The 18,558-nt window shown below is 61.6% G+C and carries 17 protein-coding genes and 1 pseudogene; 6 read left to right on the forward strand and 12 right to left on the reverse strand.

Going from position 1 to position 18,558, the window contains the following annotated elements:
* Window positions 1-21: 21 nt before the first annotated feature.
* Window positions 22-924: a DMT family transporter gene (locus tag ACERZ8_RS19840; RefSeq protein WP_407593896.1), complete on the reverse strand. Its 903-nt coding sequence runs from the start codon at window positions 922-924 to the stop codon at window positions 22-24.
* A gap of 50 nt (window positions 925-974) precedes the next feature.
* Window positions 975-1,571 (reverse strand): LysE/ArgO family amino acid transporter, encoded by a 597-nt coding sequence (locus ACERZ8_RS19845; protein WP_407593897.1) that lies wholly within the window; start codon window positions 1,569-1,571, stop codon window positions 975-977.
* Between the two features lie 268 nt (window positions 1,572-1,839).
* Here ACERZ8_RS19845 and ACERZ8_RS19850 point away from each other — a divergent pair, with 268 nt between their 5' ends.
* A complete protein-coding gene (locus ACERZ8_RS19850) occupies window positions 1,840-2,076 on the forward strand; it encodes a hypothetical protein (RefSeq protein ID WP_407593898.1) in 237 nt (78 codons plus the stop codon).
* Window positions 2,077-2,162: 86 nt separating this feature from the next.
* Here ACERZ8_RS19850 and ACERZ8_RS19855 read toward each other — a convergent pair whose 3' ends face one another.
* Window positions 2,163-2,912, reverse strand: a complete 750-nt coding sequence (locus ACERZ8_RS19855; protein ID WP_407593899.1) for a YebC/PmpR family DNA-binding transcriptional regulator — start codon at window positions 2,910-2,912, stop codon at window positions 2,163-2,165.
* Between the two features lie 227 nt (window positions 2,913-3,139).
* On the opposite strand from ACERZ8_RS19855, the gene ACERZ8_RS19860 reads away from it, so the two are divergent.
* The 4 genes from ACERZ8_RS19860 to ACERZ8_RS19875 all read left to right on the forward strand — a co-directional run bounded on the left by ACERZ8_RS19860 (window position 3,140) and on the right by ACERZ8_RS19875 (window position 8,053).
* Entirely contained in the window at window positions 3,140-4,912 is a 1,773-nt protein-coding gene (locus tag ACERZ8_RS19860) for an SLC13 family permease (RefSeq protein ID WP_407593900.1), read from the forward strand.
* 47 nt (window positions 4,913-4,959) lie between these two features.
* Entirely contained in the window at window positions 4,960-5,817 is an 858-nt protein-coding gene (locus tag ACERZ8_RS19865) for a bile acid:sodium symporter family protein (RefSeq protein ID WP_407593901.1), read from the forward strand.
* Between the two features lie 10 nt (window positions 5,818-5,827).
* The gene (locus ACERZ8_RS19870; protein WP_407593902.1) at window positions 5,828-7,486 is read left to right on the forward strand and encodes an FAD-binding dehydrogenase; all 1,659 of its coding nucleotides are present in this window, start codon (window positions 5,828-5,830) and stop codon (window positions 7,484-7,486) included.
* Window positions 7,487-7,612: 126 nt separating this feature from the next.
* Window positions 7,613-8,053: a PAS domain-containing protein gene (locus tag ACERZ8_RS19875; RefSeq protein WP_407593903.1), complete on the forward strand. Its 441-nt coding sequence runs from the start codon at window positions 7,613-7,615 to the stop codon at window positions 8,051-8,053.
* Here the strand turns inward: ACERZ8_RS19875 and ACERZ8_RS19880 are convergent.
* The 5 genes from ACERZ8_RS19880 to mgtE all read right to left on the reverse strand — a co-directional run bounded on the left by ACERZ8_RS19880 (window position 8,050) and on the right by mgtE (window position 13,735).
* The gene (locus tag ACERZ8_RS19880) at window positions 8,050-9,828 is read right to left on the reverse strand and encodes an SLC13 family permease (protein WP_407593904.1); all 1,779 of its coding nucleotides are present in this window, start codon (window positions 9,826-9,828) and stop codon (window positions 8,050-8,052) included. The genes ACERZ8_RS19875 and ACERZ8_RS19880 overlap by 4 nt on opposite strands.
* A gap of 42 nt (window positions 9,829-9,870) precedes the next feature.
* Window positions 9,871-10,800: a DMT family transporter gene (locus ACERZ8_RS19885; RefSeq protein WP_407593905.1), complete on the reverse strand. Its 930-nt coding sequence runs from the start codon at window positions 10,798-10,800 to the stop codon at window positions 9,871-9,873.
* The gene (locus ACERZ8_RS19890; RefSeq protein ID WP_407593907.1) at window positions 10,797-11,606 is read right to left on the reverse strand and encodes a TIGR00282 family metallophosphoesterase; all 810 of its coding nucleotides are present in this window, start codon (window positions 11,604-11,606) and stop codon (window positions 10,797-10,799) included. Before ACERZ8_RS19890 ends, ACERZ8_RS19885 begins: the two co-directional genes overlap by 4 nt.
* Window positions 11,607-11,706: 100 nt before the next feature.
* Window positions 11,707-12,261 carry a 5-formyltetrahydrofolate cyclo-ligase gene (locus ACERZ8_RS19895; protein WP_407593908.1) on the reverse strand — a complete coding sequence of 185 codons (555 nt, stop codon included), beginning with the start codon at window positions 12,259-12,261 and terminating at the stop codon, window positions 11,707-11,709.
* 67 nt (window positions 12,262-12,328) lie between these two features.
* Window positions 12,329-13,735, reverse strand: a complete 1,407-nt coding sequence (gene mgtE / locus ACERZ8_RS19900; RefSeq protein WP_407593909.1) for a magnesium transporter — start codon at window positions 13,733-13,735, stop codon at window positions 12,329-12,331.
* 115 nt (window positions 13,736-13,850) lie between these two features.
* On the opposite strand from mgtE, the gene guaD reads away from it, so the two are divergent.
* Window positions 13,851-15,143 (forward strand): guanine deaminase, encoded by a 1,293-nt coding sequence (gene guaD, locus ACERZ8_RS19905; RefSeq protein WP_407593910.1) that lies wholly within the window; start codon window positions 13,851-13,853, stop codon window positions 15,141-15,143.
* Here the strand turns inward: guaD and ACERZ8_RS19910 are convergent.
* The 4 genes and pseudogenes from ACERZ8_RS19910 to ACERZ8_RS19925 form a co-directional block, all read right to left on the reverse strand.
* Window positions 15,140-15,526 carry a CAP domain-containing protein gene (locus tag ACERZ8_RS19910; RefSeq protein ID WP_407593911.1) on the reverse strand — a complete coding sequence of 129 codons (387 nt, stop codon included), beginning with the start codon at window positions 15,524-15,526 and terminating at the stop codon, window positions 15,140-15,142. The genes guaD and ACERZ8_RS19910 overlap by 4 nt on opposite strands.
* Window positions 15,527-15,555: 29 nt before the next feature.
* Window positions 15,556-16,895, reverse strand: a pseudogene (locus ACERZ8_RS19915) (8-oxoguanine deaminase).
* On the reverse strand, window positions 16,892-17,686 hold the full coding sequence (gene hisN, locus ACERZ8_RS19920) for a histidinol-phosphatase (RefSeq protein ID WP_407593912.1): 795 nt from the start codon (window positions 17,684-17,686) through the stop codon (window positions 16,892-16,894). The pseudogene ACERZ8_RS19915 and the gene hisN overlap by 4 nt, the downstream one beginning before the upstream one ends.
* Before the next feature lie 71 nt (window positions 17,687-17,757).
* On the reverse strand, window positions 17,758-18,132 hold the full coding sequence (locus tag ACERZ8_RS19925) for a helix-turn-helix domain-containing protein (protein WP_407593913.1): 375 nt from the start codon (window positions 18,130-18,132) through the stop codon (window positions 17,758-17,760).
* Window positions 18,133-18,558: the final 426 nt, after the last annotated feature.

Raw genomic sequence — 18,558 nt, forward strand, 5'->3', positions numbered from 1 at the left:
ACTCGTCAATCAAGAAAAAATCTACATCTTCGTCGCAGGTGTCGGCGGCGTCATCGGGCGTCGTTTCAGGACCGCCTCGCGCCATGTGATGAAGGTGACCGAGGCAAGGATCAGCGCACCGCCAAAGATCACCCAGATGTCGACGGGTTCGGCAAAAACGAGCGCACCGAGGGCAACGGCCCAGACAAGCTGCAGGAACGTAACGGGTTGCGTGACGGTCACCGGGGCGGCGGCAAAGGCCATGGTCATCGTGTAATGCCCTGCGGTGGCAAAACAGGCGACGGCGAACAGCAGCCCCAGATCGCCCCAAGTCGGCGTCACCCAATCGGCCAGCGCAAAGGGTGCGAGGCCAATGGTCACAAAGATCGACAGCATGAATACGACCACGGCGGGTTTCGCCTCGTCCGCGAGGATCTTGGCCAGCAGGTACGACCCGGCAAAGGTCACGGCACAAAACAGCATTGCGACGTGGCCGGGTTCGACGACGCGAAAGCCGGGGCGCAGGATGACCGCAGTGCCGATCAGGGCAACGACAATTGCCGCGATCCGGCGCATGGCCAGCTTTTCGCCCAGAAACAGCGCGGCCCCGATACTGACATAAACGGGCGCGAGGTAATTCATCGCCGTCACTTCGGCGATGGGGATGCGCGTCATCGCATAAAACCACAGCATGACGCCCCCTGAATGAAAGATGCCGCGAAAGGTGAACAGCCGCCATTGGCGCGGTGTCAGGTGCGCTGCCCGCACCGCAGGTAGCATCGGCAGCAGAAACCCCAGACCCAGCAGATAGCGCAAGAATGCAGCCTCGGCCGGGGGTACGCGGGGGCCCATATATTTGACAAGCGCCGTCACAGCGACAAAGCAAAAGCCGGTCACCAGCATCCAGAATATACCTGTCAAAGGTTTCGCGTCACCGGTTTGCATGGGCTATCAATGCGGGCTGGCGCGCAGGCTTGCAAGCCCGTTGCGTGCCCTCAAAGATAAAGCAGTTTCAACGCGATGGCCCACATGGTCAGTGCGATGATGGCGTCCAGCACACGCCACGCGCGCGGGTTGGCGAATACCGGGGCCAAAAGGCGCGCCCCGTATCCAAGCGCAAAGAAAAACGTGAAACTGGCAAGTGTCGCACCTGCCCCGAACAGCACCTTGTCTTCGTATTGGGACGAGATCGATCCGATCAGCACAACCGTGTCCAGATAGACATGCGGGTTCAGAAAGGTCAGCGCAAGCAGCGTGAGGATCGCCTGCCGCAGACTTTGCGTTTCCGCCCCCGCGGTGGTCAGAACGGACCCGCCACGCCACGCCGAGCGGGCGTTGAGCCACCCGTACCACAACAGAAATGCCGCCCCGCCATAGCGCATCACAGGCTCGAACCACGGCACCGCCTCGGTCAGTGCGCCGAATCCGGCAACGCCACAGATGATCAGAACCGCATCGCTCAACCCGCATGTCAGACACACCCAGAACACGTGCGCGCGGCGCAAACCCTGCCGCAAAACAAATGCGTTCTGCGCCCCAATCGCCAGAATAAGCGAAAATGACAGGAAAAAACCGGGTAAAAATGAAGCCATTTTGAACGCCTAGACCACTGCAACAGCGTCCATAAGTCATGTAAAGACTGCTCACAAGTCCACGCAAGGTATACGTTTTTTGCACAGCAGCCATGCACAGATTGACAGAGCAATTCCAGATCGCCTGCCTTATATCCCTAAAACCCAACCGGCGATGTCTTGCCAAAAAATGACACCAGCACTGCGTATCACGGTGATCTGATCATAGATGATTAGCGTAACCCTGAAGAACACTTATGCTGGTCAAAGATAACAAGGATAAATTCCGATGCTCGACGAGACACACAGCGTTGACCTGACCCTCCAAGACCTCGAGCTGATCGAGGCGGCCCTGCAAACGCAGGAAAAGATCTTGTCGGTACAAAGCCGTGCGGGCGGAAGTGCTGCGCGCACACGCCTGAATGACCTCAAGGGGCTAATGCGTCGTTTGCGCCGTCAGACGCCCGCGCCACAAGGTGCGTCCGCCGCCAGCTGGAGCCAGACCGCACGCCAGTTGTTCTTCTGACGCCAGTCACCACCACTCACGAAAAACGCCGCGCCCGTTTCCGGGGCGGCGTTTTTTTGTTGCCAACTGCTGCGTGTCTGATCAGATCACTCGTCTTCCAACTGCGCCATGACCTCGTCGCTGGCCTCAAAGTTGGTGGTGACCTGCTGAACATCGTCGTCGTCTTCAAGCGCATCCATCAGCTTCATCAGCTTTTGCATCCCCTCAAGGTCCATCTCTGTGGTGGTGGTGGGGCGCCAGACCAGCTTGGTGGATTCAGACTCGCCCAATTCGGCCTCAAGCGCGTTTGATACTTCGTTAAGGTCCGTGTCCGCACACCAGACGGTGTGACCCTCTTCGCCGGATTCCACGTCCTCTGCCCCGGCCTCGATCGCGGCCATCATGACGGTGTCAGCATCACCTGCATCGGCGGGATAGTTCACTGCGCCTTTGCGTTCGAACATGAATCCGACGCTGCCCGTCTCGCCCAGGTTGCCGCCGTTCTTGGTGAAGGTCGAGCGCACGTTGGATGCGGTGCGATTGCGATTGTCCGTCATCGCCTCGACAATCACCGCCACGCCATTGGGCCCGTACCCCTCATAGCGGATTTCCTCGTAATCCTCGCCCTCGCCCGCAATCGATTTCTTGATCGCGCGGTCGATGTTGTCCTTGGGCATGGACTGGGATTTGGCCTCTTTCACGGCCAGACGCAGACGCGGATTTTTGTCGGGATCAGGGTCGCCCATCTTGGCGGCAATCGTGATTTCCTTGGACAGTTTCGAAAACAGCTTGGCGCGGATCTTGTCCTGCCGCCCCTTGCGGTGCTGGATGTTTGCCCATTTGCTGTGGCCTGCCATGGCTGTCTCCTGTCGTCTGCGAGATGGCGATATGTATGCGCCGCGCTGCTATAGGGCAAGGCGGCAATCAGGGGCAAGTCGCATCCCGAAATGCCCGGCGTGCCCGGCCCGAATTGTTTCGCCGGACAATCCACGCGCGCGGTCAAGGTGACCGCCGCCTCGCCTCCATTTTGTCCTCGCATTTAGCATCTGGCGTTGAACAGGGTGCACGCCTATCGTGCGCGGTCATGACCAGTGATCAAATTATCCTCTTCTGTCTCTTTGGCGCGGTGTTTGGCCTGCTCCTCTGGGGTCGGTTTCGTTATGATATCGTGGCGTTCACCGCCCTTATGGTGGGCGTTGTCCTTGGGGTTGTACCCAACTCTGAAGCGTTTTCTGGCTTTGGCCATCCCGCGACGCTGGTTGTGGCCCTCGTGCTTGTGGTTTCCGCCGGGCTTGTGCGGTCTGGCGCAGTCTTTCTGATCACGCGCACTCTGGTGGATGCCAGCCGCAGCCTTGGCAGCCATATTGCGCTGATGGGGGCCATCGGTGGTGTGTTGTCGGCCTTCATGAACAATGTGGCCGCCCTTGCCCTGCTGATGCCTGTCGACATCCAGACCGCGCGCAAGGCGGGGCGCAGTCCGGGCCTCAGCCTGATGCCGCTCAGCTTTGCCACGATCCTTGGGGGCATGGTCACCCTGATCGGCACGCCCCCCAACATCATCATTGCAAGCATCCGCGAAGAAAGCCTGGGCGAGCCCTTCCGCATGTTCGACTTTGCACCGGTGGGCGGTGTTGCAGCAATTGCCGGGTTGATCTTTGTCGCGCTGATCGGCTGGCGCCTGATTCCGGCACGCAGCGACGCAACGTCCGAGCTGGAGGATGTGTCCGAGTACATTGCCGAACTGACCGTACCCATCGACAGCAAGCTGATCGGCAAACGTCTTGGCGAACTGTCCGAAGACGCTGAAAAAGCGGACGTGGCGCTGATCGGGCTGATCCGAGATGGCAAACGGCGCTATGGTCAGGCGCGCAATTCCACTTTGCAGGCGCAGGACGCTCTCGTGATCGAGGCCACGCCGGACGCGTTGGATGAGTTCCGCGCGGCCACCGGGCTGGCGGTCGCCGATGCCGAACGTGAGGAACGGCTGAAGGCGGGCGGTGACGGGGTCGAGATCATCGAGGTCGTGGTCACGGACAATTCGCGCCTCGTGGGCCGGACGGCACAGGCGGTCGGGCTCGCATGGCGGCGGTCCACCGTCATGCTGGGCATCTCGCGACAGGGGCGCAAGGTCACCAAGCAAATCCGCAAAACGCCTGTACGCACAGGCGATATTTTGCTGTTGCTCGTGCCGCGCGATTCCGGTGCGGATGTCACTCAGTGGCTGGGCTGTCTGCCATTGGCCGAACGCGGGCTGGCCGTGACAGCAGATGACAAAGTGTGGCTGGCCATCGGCCTTTTTGTCGGCGCAGTGGCCGCTGCCAGCGTCGGGCTCCTCTATCTGCCCGTTGCGCTCGGGCTTGTGGTCATCGCCTTCGTGCTCTCCAAGATTGTCCCTCTGTCCGAACTTTACACCCATATCGAGTGGCCGGTCATCGTGCTTTTGGGCTCGATGATCCCGCTGGGTGCAGCACTTGAGGACTCCGGTGGAACGGAACTTATCGCGGGTTGGCTTGTGGCCCTCACCGGCGGTATGCCCGCCTGGGCCGTGCTGACTGTGCTTATGGTGGTCACGATGAGCCTGTCGGACGTGCTCAACAACACCGCCACGACCATCGTCGCCGCACCCGTCGGCATTCAGATGGCGCAAACTCTTGGCGTCTCACCCGATCCGTTCCTGATGGCAGTGGCGGTGGCGGCCTCCTCGGCCTTTCTCACCCCCATCGGGCACAAGAACAACACGTTGATCCTTGGGCCCGGCGGCTATCAGTTTGGCGACTATTGGCGCATCGGTCTGCCGCTTGAGGTGATCGTCGTGGCCGTTTCGATCCCGGCCATCCTTGTGTTCTGGCCGCTGTGAAGCATCAAAGACAAACACCCGCGCCTGCGCGCTCCGGAAGGACATAAATGGACATACTGATCAACGTCGTTTTGCCACTCTCGCTGGCGGTCATCATGCTCAGCCTCGGGATCGGTCTGACGGTGAGCGATTTCACCCGCGTGCTGAAAGCGCCCGCCGCCTTTGCCATCGGTGCCATCAGTCAGGTGATCCTGCTGCCCATCGCTGCATTTGCCACAGTCATCGCGTTCGATTTGCACACCGAAATCGCCGTGGGGTTCATGCTGCTCAGCTTTTGTCCGGGCGGGGTGACATCGAACATGGTGTCAAAGCTGGCCAAGGGCGACGTCGCCCTGTCGGTATCCCTCACAGCTGTGATCAGCCTTCTCAGCCTGCTGACCGTGCCGGGCCTGACGGCACTGGCGGTCGAGTGGTTCATGGGTGGCTCGGCACTTGACGTCTCCATCGCGTCGCTGACCATCGCGGTGTTCCTGATCACCACCCTGCCCGTTGCCGTCGGAGTGGCGATCCGCCATTTTGCGTCCGGATTTGCACAGGCCATCGACCGGACCCTGTCGACCATCGCCATCGTCCTGTTCGTCATCATCGTCGTGGCCGCACTTGCCGCCAACTGGGGCGTTTTCATTGACAACCTTGCCACTCTAGGGCCTGCCCTGATCCTGCTGAACGTCGCACTTCTGCTTATCGGCCTTGGGCTGGCACGCATCGTCTCGCTGGGCTGGCAGCAGGCGAAAACAGTGTCGATCGAAACCGGCATTCAGAACGCCACCCTTGGCATCACGCTGGCTGCACTGATCTCGGGCCAGTCCGAGGGGTTCAGCACCATGGCCTTGCCCTCTGCTGTCTACGGGATCACCATGTACCTTGTCGCCGTGCCATTCGTGGCGTGGTACCGCAGCCGTTAGGAGACCAATCATGGATCAGGCAGACGCTATTGTCGTGGGTTCCGGCCTTGCCGGCCTTGCTGCCGCAGCCGAGTTGGGAGACCGCGGCAAACACGTGCTGATCGTCGATCAGGAACCGCGCAGTTTTCTGGGTGGCCAGGCGTTCTGGTCCCTTGGCGGTCTGTTCATGGTCGACACCCCCGAACAACGCCGCATGGGCATCAAGGACAGCCGCGCCTTGGCCCTGAACGACTGGATGGGCAGCGCGCAATTTGACCGGGATGAGGACGCGTGGCCGCGCAAATGGGCCGAAGCCTACCTGGACTTTGCCGCAGGCGAGATGCGCCCGTGGCTGCACGCCATGGGCCTGCGCTGGTTCCCTATCGTGGGCTGGGCGGAACGCGGCGGTGGCTTTGCCGATGGGCACGGAAACTCGGTCCCGCGTTTTCACCTGACATGGGGCACTGGCCCGGGGATCATCGAACATTTCGTGCGCCGCTGTGAAGAACATGAAAAGGCCGGGCTGATCCAGTTTCATTTCCGCCATCAGGTTGACCGGATCGACATGGAAAACGGGGCTGCCAAAGGTGTCAGTGGCACGATCCTTGCCGATGACACCGCCGCGCGCGGACAAAAGACCAACCGCGACGCGGTGGGCGATTTCGCGTTGCGCGCCCCGTCTGTCATCGTGACCTCAGGCGGGATCGGCGGCAATTTCGAGATGGTGCGCAAGGTCTGGCCCACAGACCGTCTGGGCCCCGCCCCCAAGGAGATGATCGCAGGGGTACCCGCCCACGTGGACGGGCGCATGATCGACATCAGCGAACAGGCAGGCGGCCATGTGATCAACGGGGATCGCATGTGGCACTACACCGAAGGCGTCAAGAACTGGGATCCGATCTGGCCCGCCCACGGCATTCGTATTCTGCCCGGGCCGTCGTCGATGTGGTTCGATGCGCGCGGCAACCGCTTTGCGCCCCCGGCCCTGCCCGGTTTTGACAGCATGGGCACGTTGCGCGAAATCCTTGCCACCGGGTTTGATTACAGCTGGTTCGTGCTGACCCAGAAGGTGATCAAAAAGGAATTCGCGCTGTCCGGGTCTGAACAGAATCCTGACCTGACGTCCAAGAAATGGGCCGAGGTGATCAAGCAGCGCGTCTTGTCCGGCGGCAATGCCACCGGCCCGGTCGAGGCGTTCAAGGAAAAGGGTGAGGATTTCGTCGTTGCCAATGACCTGTCCACCCTTGTGAACGGCATGAACCAGATCGCGGGCGGCAACCTGATCGACGAGGCGCGGCTGCGCCGACAGATCGAGGCGCGCGATGCCCAGATCGACAATCCGTTTTCCAAAGACGCACAGATGATGGCAATCCATGCCGCGCGCAACTATCGCGGCGACCGCCTGTTGCGCACAGCCAAGCCGCACAAATTCCTCGACCCTGCCAACGGGCCGCTGATCGCAGTCAAGCTGCACGTGCTGACACGCAAGACGCTGGGCGGGCTGCAAACAAACCTTGAGGCCCAAATGATCGGCGCCGATGGGCAGACCGTGCCGGGCCTGTTCGCCGCCGGAGAAGTTGCGGGTTTTGGCGGCGGTGGATACCACGGCTGGAACGCGCTTGAGGGCACGTTTCTAGGGGGCTGCATCTTTTCCGGGCGCAATGCGGGGCGGGCGCGCAGCATCGCCTGAACCTCGGCCTTGCACGTCGCATCGCTCAAGTTTTAGGCACTTTTCCCATGCCAACACATCATTAACCACCTATACGTGCAGCGGGGACACAACCCCGCGCAACTTTGATGAAAGGTGGTGTCAGACATGCAAGCAAGCGTCCTACAACGCGATGAAACGGCAACCATGCGCGACTTGGGCTTTGACACGCCTGAACGCGAGGCCGCCATGATGGCCTGCAGCCCGGATTGCATCAAACTTCTGTCCGCGGACGGCGCCATCGCCTACATGAGCCAGAATGGGCTGTGTGCGATGGAAATTCCGGCGCTGTCGAACATTCTGGGCAAGTTCTGGCCCGACCTCTGGCCTGAATCGCAGCGCGACCTTGTCGCCTCTGCCGTAACTGCCGCGGGCCAAGGGAAGACCGTCAATTTCGTCGCCGATTGCCCCACGGCCCTTGGCAACCCCGCCCGTTGGGATGTGACTGTGCAGGGCGTGTTCGCGCCTGACGGGCAGTTGATCGAAATCATCTCGGTCTCGCGGTTGACCAAGGATCCGTTGCGCGCCCTGTCGGTGGTGCAGACCTAAAGCGGCCAGTTGAACGGGATCACGAAGGATGCCAAGACCGCAATGCTGAGGTTAAGTGGTATCCCCACCCGCATGAAATCGCTGAATTTATACCCGCCGGGGCCATAGACCAGCGTGTTGGTCTGATAGCCGATGGGCGTGGCAAAGGCGCAAGAGGCCGCGATCATCACCGCCACCACCAGCGGACGTGGATCCAGCCCCAGCGCCGCTGCGAGGCTGATCGCGATGGGTGTCATGATCACGGCCACGGCATTGTTCGACACGATCTCGGTCAGGGTCGAGGTCATGATGAACACAACGAACACGATCAGAGGTGCGGGCAACATCGCCAACCCCGGTGAAGCCCCATCGACGATCAGCATGATTGCCCCTGAATTCTGCAATCCGGCCCCGACTGCAAGCATGCCAAAGATCAGGGCCAGCAGCTGCCCGTCGACAAAGGAAAACGCCTCATCCGCGTCAATGCAGCCGGTGACCAGCACAAGCGCCACCGCCAGCACGGCCAGCAACAGGATCGGGGCGACATTGAGCGCGGCAAGGATCACGATACCTGCCAGTGCAGCAATTGCGATGGGCGCATGGGCACGGCGATAGGCGCGGGCCGAGGGGTGAGACACATCCACCATCTCCTGATCTGCGGCGAGGCGCTGGATGTCCGCCGGGGCCCCTTCCAGCAGCAGCGTATCGCCGACCTTGACCACCAGCGCATCCAGTTGCCGCCCGATGTTCTGGTTCCGCCGGTGCACCGCCAACGGATAGACCCCATAGCGCCGCCGCAAGCGCAGCGACCCAAGGGAACGGCCCACCATCTTGCACCCCGGCGTGATCAGCGCCTCGACAGTGGTCGTTTCAACCGCAGACACCTGATCAACGCGGCGCAATTCCTTGTTGGCTTGCAGGCTGAGCAGTTCGGTCATCTGTGTGCGCAACACCACCCGGTCCCCGACTTGCAACACCACATCGGCCAGCTCGCGGCGCAGCGAGGTATCGCCGCGCACCACATCGATCAGGCGCACACCCTCACGTTTGAAAAGTTGCACGCCGGTGACTTCGCGCCCGATGAGGTTGCTGTCAGGGGGGATCACCGCCTCGGTAAAAAATTTCATCTTTGAGCGGTCCGACAGCATGTTCGCCATGCTGTCACGGTCCGGCAAAAGACGCGGCGCAAAGATCGCCATGTAGATCAGCCCCCAGACGCAGACGACAAGGCCGATGGGCAGGATTTCAAAGATGCCGAACGGGGCCAGCCCCTGATTGCGCGCCACACCGTCCACCAGCAGGTTGGTCGATGTCCCGATCAGCGTAAGCGAGCCACCCATGATCGCCGCATAACTAAGCGGGATCAGCAGTTTGGAACCTTTGACGCCCAGCGTCTGGCTTAGCTGCACCATCACCGGGATCATCACGACCACAACGGGCGTGTTGTTCATGATGGCGGACCCGGCCATGACGGCGATGATGACCCCGACAAGGGTCGTCTTGGGCCGAATCTTGGCATGGCGCTCCGCTTGTCGTGTCAGCACATCAAGCGCGCCTGTGCGCACAAGCGCCCCCATCACGATGAACATGGCCGCGATGGTCCAGGGTGCTGGGTTGGACAGTACGGAAAGGGCTTCGTCATAGGGCAGGATGCCCGTGGCCAACATCAAGGCCGTGCCCGCGATCGCCACCACTTCGGTCGAAAACGTCTCGCGCACGAACAGCACGAACATGACGACAACCAGAAACAGCGCCAAGAGCGGACTGATCAGAGGCGAGGCAGAGAGCAGCGACATGGGTGCATCATCCTGAAAGCGCGCAGAACGGGACGCGCGAACCTAGACGCGAGTGTTGCGCATTGCCGATGTGTCATCAAGCGCCGCTTTGCCGCGCGGCTGCACAAGGTACATGCCGAGCAGCATCAGCGCCAGCGCACCCCAGATCACCGGCGGATAGGCTTCGTTCAGGATCAGCTTGGCCCACAAAAGTCCAAACAGCGTGACAAGATAGCTGATCTGGACGGTGAACACCGGCCCCGCCCGCCCCACCAGCCAGACATAGCCGGTATAGGTAAGCACATGCAGCACCGAACTGATCAAAAGAGCCAGGTCCGGCGCGGCGTAAGGCGGGCGTGGATCGATCCACTGACCTGAGCCCAGCGCCAATGGCAAGGCAATGATCGACCCGACAATGGACGCCCCCCACAGCACCTGAATTGGGTCAAGCCCGGCCGTGCCCCACTTGGCCACGAAATTGCCCTCAAAGGCATAAAACAACCCCGAAATCAGGCCGATCATCACCCAGAACACCGAGATTGCCCCGGACATTTCTGCCCCGGGCAGCACGATCAGCAACACCGCGCACAGGCCCGCAACAAGGCCAGCGAACCGGCGCCATTCGAACCGGTCGAGCGCCAGCAGCAATGCAATGGGAAAAGCCCAGATCGGGATCATCGACAACAGGATGGACAGGATCCCCGACGGCAGGTGTGCTGCCGCCTGATAACTCGCCGTGTTGGGCAGGACCGACCCAATGAGCGCAATCAGCAGGTATATCCGCAGTTGAGGGCCCCCCAGCGGAAGGCGCGTGCCCCGCAGTGCCGCGATGGTCGACATCACGATCACACCGATGGCCAATTGCCAGAACAGCAATCCGAAATGCTTGTAGCCCGTGCTCACCGCGATCTTGGTCAGCGGCATGGTCATGCCCCACGTCGCGCCCAGTACGATCAACGCACCGACGCACAGCAACGTCTCGGACCGGCTCATGGCCCGCAGGTCTGCAGCGCACCACCCTGGCGCACCATCTCGATCCGGGTCGCGTGACCTCTTTCATCCGTCTCGAAATAAACGCCGGACAGCGTGGCCGGACCCAAGGCAGGGGCAAAGCGTTCCTTGGGCATACCCGTGATGAAGCGGCGCAAGGGCTCATCGCGCTGCATCCCGATCACCGAATGGTAATCCCCGCACATGCCCGCATCGGTGAGGTACGCACAGCCTTTGGGCAGGATCATCGCGTCGCCCGTGGGCACATGGGTGTGGGTGCCCACCATCAGGCTCGCACGTCCGTCACACCAATGACCCATGGCCATTTTCTCGGACGTCGCCTCGCAATGAAAATCCACCACAATGGCATCCGCCTCACCGCCCAAGGGATGCGTGCGAAACACCGCCTCAAGGGCGGAAAACGGATCGTCAAAGGGGCGCTTCATGAACACCTGTCCGAGCGCTTGGGTGACCAGAACCGTCTTGCCACCGCGTGCTTTGAACAGGCGCGCACCCTTGCCCGGTGCCGCTTTTGAGAAATTGAGCGGGCGCAGGATGCGCGGCTCGGTCTCGATAAACTGCAACATGTCCTTTTGATCAAAGGCATGATCGCCCAGCGTCACACAATCGGCGCCCGCTTCCAGCAAGGCGCGGGCATGTGCGCCCGACAGGCCCATGCCAGATGTCGCGTTTTCGCCATTCACCACGACGAAATCGAGATCCCATTGGTCACGCAGACGGGGCAGGTGATCGGTGATCGCCTGACGGCCCGACCGGCCCATCACATCACCCAGAAACAATATCTTCATACCGCCCCATATGCCGCGATGTATGCGATGGGCAAGGATGCAGCGTTTCTTTTGACCAAAAATACCACGGCGGCGCAGCAAGCGCCGGGGCATAGCCCCTTCAGACTTCGATCACCTCAGTATCCGTGACGATCATGTCCAAGGTTTGGTCCGTTGGCTCAAGCGGCAAGGTCGCTACCTCCTGCGCCCCATAGGCAAAGCCGATGGCAAGCGTCGCGCGCGCGCCGCGCAAACCTGCAAGCGTGCGATCATAAAACCCACCACCATAGCCCAGCCGCCCCCCGGCGCGGGTGAACGCAACCAACGGGACAATCACGATTTCCGGGTCAAAAAAGTCATCGATCTCCGGCACTCGCGCTCCGAAAGGGCCTTCGCGCAGCGCGCCGTTAGGCGTCCAACGCGAAAACATCAAGGGCCGGGCCTCGCCCATGATCACAGGCACGCTGACGGGACCATGGGCCGCCGCCTCGGCCATGGCAGGCAAAGGGTCAATTTCTGACCGGATCGGCATGTAGCCTGCCAACGGGACACCGCGATAACCCGCAAGCACAGAGGATAACAGACCCGACGCCCCACCCCGATCCAGATCAAAGGCCGCCTTGCGTGCGGCAAACGCCGCCTTGCGCACGGCCGCCTTTTGCGCATTTAAGTCCATGACACTCCAACGGGTCGGCGGGCGGGCGCATTTGCCCGGATGGGCGAACAGCCCGGTCCCGACCTCTTCACAACAATACCAACGCGGCCAGCCCCAGAAAGGCAAAGAACCCAACCACATCCGTGACCGTCGTCACGAAAGCACCCGAGGCCAGTGCCGGGTCCACGCCCAACCGGTCCAGCACAACAGGAATGACGGTGCCCGCAAATCCGGCCACCACCATGTTGACGACCATCGCCGCGGCAATCACGTAGCCCAAAGCGGGTGAGCCGAACCAGATGATGCCGACGATCCCCATGACCACGGCAAAGACAAGGCCGTTGATCAATCCGACCAGCACTTCGCGCCTGATGACGCGCCACACGTTTGCACCCGTCAAATCCTTGGTCGCCAGCGCGCGCACTGCCACCGTCAGCGATTGCGTGCCCGCATTGCCACCCATGGACGCCACGATGGGCATCAACACGGCCAGCGCCACGATCTGGGCAATCGCCATCTCGAACTGGGCAATGACCAGAGAGGCCAGAATGGACGTCACAAGGTTCACCGCCAGCCAAGGCAGACGCTGGCGCGTCGTTTCGGCCACATTGTCGGACAGCGCGGATTCGTCCCCCACCCCGGCGAGACGCAGGATGTCTTCCTCGTGCTCTTCATCCAGCACGGCCATCGCATCATCAATGGTGATCTGACCGATCAGACGCCCCTCGTCATCGACCACGGGCGCGGAAATCAGGTGGTACTGGTTGAAAGCGTAAGCGACCTCGCTTTCGGCCTGCGTCGCGGGGATCAGGCGGAAGGTCTCCTCCACCAGATCCTTCAGGTGCACCTCACGGCGCGACCGCATCAGCTTGCCCAGCGTCACATTTCCGATGGGGTGCAGGCGCGGGTCGACCAGTACAAGGTGATAAAACTGATCCGGCAATTCACGCTCATCCGCGCCGCGCAAATGATCGATGGCCTCGCCCACTGTCCAGTGTTCGGGGGCCATGACCACTTCGCGCTGCATAAGGCGTCCGGCCGAGTATTCGGGAAAGGCCAGCGACTGTTCGACCAAGGCGCGGTCAGATTCTTCGAGCGCGCCTAGAATGGTTTCCTGCTGGGCGTCGTCCAGATCCTCGATCAGATCGACAACGTCGTCACTGTCCAGTTCGCGCACCGCATCCGCAAGCACGGCGGGCTTGAGGACGGCAATCACCTCTTCCCGGATCGACTCGTCGAGTTCGGACAGAATCTCGCCGTCAAATTCGCGATCATAGAGGCGGATCAGCCGCGCCCGCTCAAAGGCGCTGATCTGCTCCAGAAGGTCGGCAATGTCGGCCGCGTGCAGCGGCTCCATAAGTGCGACCAGCTGCTCACGGTCGTCGATTTCAACAGCATAGAGGATCGCCGCAACGTCTTTGCTTTCAAGGACATAGCCCTTGTCTTCGCCTTTGTCCTCGGCGGCGGGCTCCATCATATCGGTGTCGTCAGACATGGGGCCCTCGTCCGTTGCGTTACGTGTCGGGCTGACCATAGGGCGCGGCTTGCAAACTGACAATGGGCGCGCGTTTTCACTTTGCGCGCCGCGCCCCTGATGGTCATAAGGCGATATGAATACCCGCCATCTTCTCACCGGCCACGTGCTGCGCTTTTCGGGCAATCCGTATACCGGCCCATGGCAGGATGCCGTGCGCATCGATGAAAACAGCGCCCTTCTGATCGAGGACGGCCACATCGTATCGGTCGGAGAAGCCGCACACGCCGCCGCCGGGCCTGACGCCGTGCTGCACGACTATACCGGACAGTTGATCAGCCCGGGGTTCATCGATGCCCATGCGCATTATCCCCAAACGGCGATGATCGCGTCCTGGGGCAAGCGTCTGATCGATTGGCTCAATACCTACACCTTCCCCGAGGAAATGCGGCTGGACGATGCGGATTATGCGCGCACCATCGCCGCGCGGTATCTCGATCTGGTGCTGGATCACGGCACGACATCGGTGGCGAGCTTTTGCACCATCCACCCGCACAGTGTCGATGCGCTGTTTCAGGCAGGTGCCGCGCGCGGCATGGCCATTGTCGCGGGCAAGACCTGCATGGATCGCTACGCGCCCGACGGTTTGCGCGACACGGTTCAAGGCGCCTATGACGACAGCAAGGTCCTGCTGAACCGCTGGCACCGAACCGGCCGCGCGGTCTATGCCATCACGCCGCGTTTTTCGCCGACCTCCAGCCCCGATCAAATGCACGCTCTGGGCGCGCTCTGGGCCGAATACCCGGACGCGCTGATGCAGACCCATCTGAGCGAACAGGTGGACGAAATCGCATGGGTGCGCGACCTATACCCTGAGGCGCGCGATTATCTCGATACCTACGAGGCCACAGGTCTGCTGGGCGCGCGCGGCCTTTACGGCCATTCGATCCACCTTGAGCCGCGCGAGATTGACCGGCTGCGCGAGGTGGGCGCGGGCGTCGTACATTGCCCGACATCCAACACGTTCATCGGCTCTGGGCTGTTTGATCTCATGGGCCTGGCACGTGGCGGGCAGTCGGTGGGGCTTGCTACGGACACAGGCGGCGGGTCGTCCTTTTCGATGCTGCGCACGATGGCGGCGGCATATGAGGTGGCGCAACTGCGCGGAGAGGCGGTGCATGCCGCCCAGCTTTTGTGGCTGGCAACCGCAGGATCAGCGTGGGTTTTGCATCGTCAGGATGAAATCGGCGCTCTCGCCCCCGGCATGGCCGCGGACATCTGTGTGCTCGACCTTTCCTCGACCCCGGCCATCGCGCAGCGGAGCCACGAGGCGGAGCAGATCTGGGACGCGGTGTTTCCGACGATCATGATGGGGGATGACCGCGCCGTTTCCGCAGTCTGGGTGAATGGAAAGCTGCGGCGCGGCTAACAGGGCGCTGCCAGCACCATGACCCAGCGGTTGCCCGTCACCTGCGCCACACCCACTGCGCGGGCCTTGCGGTGCAGGATGTTGTTGCGATGCCCGCGCGACGTCATCCACGACTGCATCACTTCGCTCAGGCTGCGCTGTCCGGCGGCAATGTTTTCGGCCCCAAAGCAATAGGCGTAGCCAACGCGGCGCAACCGGTCGCCGATGTCCGACCCGTCAGAACCGGTGTGCGAGAAAAAGCCGCGCCGCGCCATGTCTTCGCCATGCGCGCGGGCCGCAGCCTCCAGCTTTGGGTCATAGACCAGCGCGGCGCGTCCATTGTCGGCCCGCGCCGCGTTAACGGCTGCCAGGGTGGCCGGATCGGCCTGGGCCGCGGCACTCATCAGGATTAGTGCCAATATCGCGTGTTTCATCATGCTTCCTCAGTCAGGGCGCGCGCCAATGCGTTCTGGCGCGCCACCGCCTTGCCAAGATCAAAAGTTACCACATGCCCGTCTCGCACAACCTGCCGCCCTTCCACGAACAGATCGCGCACCGTCGTTGGCCCGGCCAGCAACAGGGCCGCCGGGTCCCAACTGCCTGCCGAGGCGACGCCGGACACGTCCCAGATCGCGATATCGGCGCGGGCATTCACGGCAATGCGTCCGCATTCGTTGCGACCGAGCACATCCGCACCGCCCCGCGTCGCAATCTCAAGCGCTTCCATGGCCGACATCGCGTCCGCGCCATATGCCACGCGCTGCAACAGCATGGATTGGCGCGCTTCGGCCACGAGGTTGCCCGCATCATTGCTGGCTGAACCATCCACTCCAAGGCCAACCGGCACGCCCGCATCGCGCATGGCACGGACCGGAGCGATGCCCGACCCAAGGCGACAGTTCGAACAGGGGCAATGCGCCACGCCCGTGCCGGTGCGGGCAAACAGATCAATCTCGGATGCATCCAGCTTGACACAATGCGCGTGCCAGACATCCGGCCCTACCCAGCCAAGGTCTTGCGCATATTGACCCGGGCGGCAGCCGAACTCGGACAGGGAATAGGCGATATCCTCGTTGTTTTCGGCCAGATGTGTGTGCATCATCACACCCTTATCGCGCGCCAGTACGGCCGCATCGCGCATCAGGTCCCGACTGACGGAGAAGGGCGAACAGGGGGCCACGCCGACCCGGCACATCGAAGCCGCAGACGGGTCGTGAAAGGCGTCAATCACCCGGATACAATCCTCAAGGATCGCCGCCTCATCTTCGACAAGACTGTCGGGGGGCAGGCCGCCATCGCTCACGCCGATGCTCATCGCACCGCGTGTGGGGTGAAAGCGCAATCCGACTTCGCGCGCCGCGGCAATCGTGTCGTCCAGCCGTGCGCCCCCGGAAACAGATAAAGATGGTCCGATGTCAGCGTGCAGCCCGACAGCGCCAGCTCGGCCAGCCCCACCTGCGCCGAGACAAACATATGTTCCGGGTCGAACCGCGCCCAGATCGGATACAGCGTCGTCAGCCAGCCAAACAGCAGCGCGTCCTGCGCGGCAGGCACGGCGCGGGTCAGCGTCTGGTAGAGGTGGTGATGCGTGTTCACGAGGCCCGGGGTCACGACACAGCCCGACGCATCCACAACTGCGCCTGTCGTGGTGAGGCCGGTGCCCACAGCAACAATCGCACCGTCGCGGATCAGGACGTCGGCCCCGTTCAGAACGCGCCGTGTGTTATCCATGGTGACAAGGTGGTCGGCACCCCGGATCAGCGTCTCGCTCATCTTTGGGCCTGCAGGATGTCGAGGGCCGCGCGGTGAATGTCGCGGTTGGCCGCTGCGAGAGCACGCCCGCCTTCGTGCACCAGGCCACCTTCCCAATTGGTCACAATACCGCCTGCGGCCTCGATCAGGGCAATCGGGGCCTGAATGTCGTAGGCGTTCAGACCGGCCTCGATAACCAGATCGACGTGCCCCGCCGCGACCAGCGCGTAGGCATAGCAATCCATCCCGTACCGGACCAGTTGCACGTTACGCGCAACTGCCTCGAACCCGGCGCGGTCGTTCTCTGTGCCCACTTCGGGGAAAGTGGTGAACAGGGTCGCTTCGCTCAGATCGCGTGGCGCGCGCGTCCTGATATCAGACGCCCCGTGCGGCCCGACCAGTCTGGACCGCCCAGCAGCACCGATGAAACGCTCGCCAATATAGGGTTGATCGATCACGCCAAGGATCGGACCCGTATCAGGGCCAACGGCGATCAGTACTCCCCATGTGGGCGTGCCGGCGACAAAGCCGCGCGTGCCATCAATCGGGTCGAGCACCCATGTCAGTCCAGATGTTCCGGCCGTGGTGCCGAACTCCTCACCCAGAATGGCGTCATCGGGGCGCAGATCGGCCAGCACGGCGCGCATCGCCTCTTCGGCGGCGCGGTCGGCCACGGTGACAGGGTCATAGCCGCCCGCCAGTTTGTTGTCTGTGTGAAGGTCTGTAGCCCGAAAATGGGGCAGGATTGCCGCACGGGCCGCATCGGCAAGCGCATGAGCGACCGCCGTCAGTTCATCAATCTGTTTGTCCATGTATTTCGGGTGCCAGACACGACGCCCGGACGCAAGAGAGAGATGCGCCAGTCAGAACCGGCAAATGCGTCTTAGGCCACGTCGCTGAGCACGCGGGCCAGTTCAAACAGACGACGCCGCTGGTTTTCGGGAATCGCGTAATAGGTACGCACCAGTTCCATCGCCTCTTTGTCGCTCAGCATGTCGGGCGCTGCATCGCTGTGGCCGCTGCCCTGATACATGCCCTCTTCCTTGATCCCTTCGAAAAAGAAGGCGACCGGCACGCCCATCGCTTCGCCAATATCCCAAAGGCGGGAGGCGCTGACACGGTTGGAGCCGGTTTCATATTTCTGGATCTGCTGGAATTTGATACCGACGAGGTCGGCCAGTGTTTGCTGCGTCATTCCGATCAGCCAACGCCGCTGGCGAATTCTCTTACCGACATGAACGTCCACGCTATGTGCCATTAGGAAAATCCACCTTGTTTGTGCATTTGTTGTGCTGAATTATCCCAGCGGGTCGCTCGTGACGTTACACTTTCGTGCAATTTACTCAGGTTGTAAAAGACAATACGCCGCATCGGACCAACTTTCAACGCTCACTACCCGTAATACGCGAGTTACATCGCGGAAACCAACCTCAAAAGTTGTTAACCTTTTTTAACAGGTTGTTAACGATTTCAGTTGCTTGATGCAGCAATTGGGTTGCACTCAGGCCTGTGAACAAATGTTTGTGTGGGTGCAATCAATGCCTTAGCCACAGGCACTGCATGTACAACTTTAACGGGAATAGCAAGAGGACCGCGGGCCGTTTTGCAGCGCGCAATGCTTGCATAAAACGGGCCAAAGGCACGGGCGAAAAACCGCGCACTTTGGCCCCGTACACGCAACACC

Origin of the sequence: Tateyamaria armeniaca (assembly GCF_045797845.1) — a bacterium.
GTDB classification, from domain to species: Bacteria; Pseudomonadota; Alphaproteobacteria; order Rhodobacterales; family Rhodobacteraceae; genus Tateyamaria; species Tateyamaria armeniaca.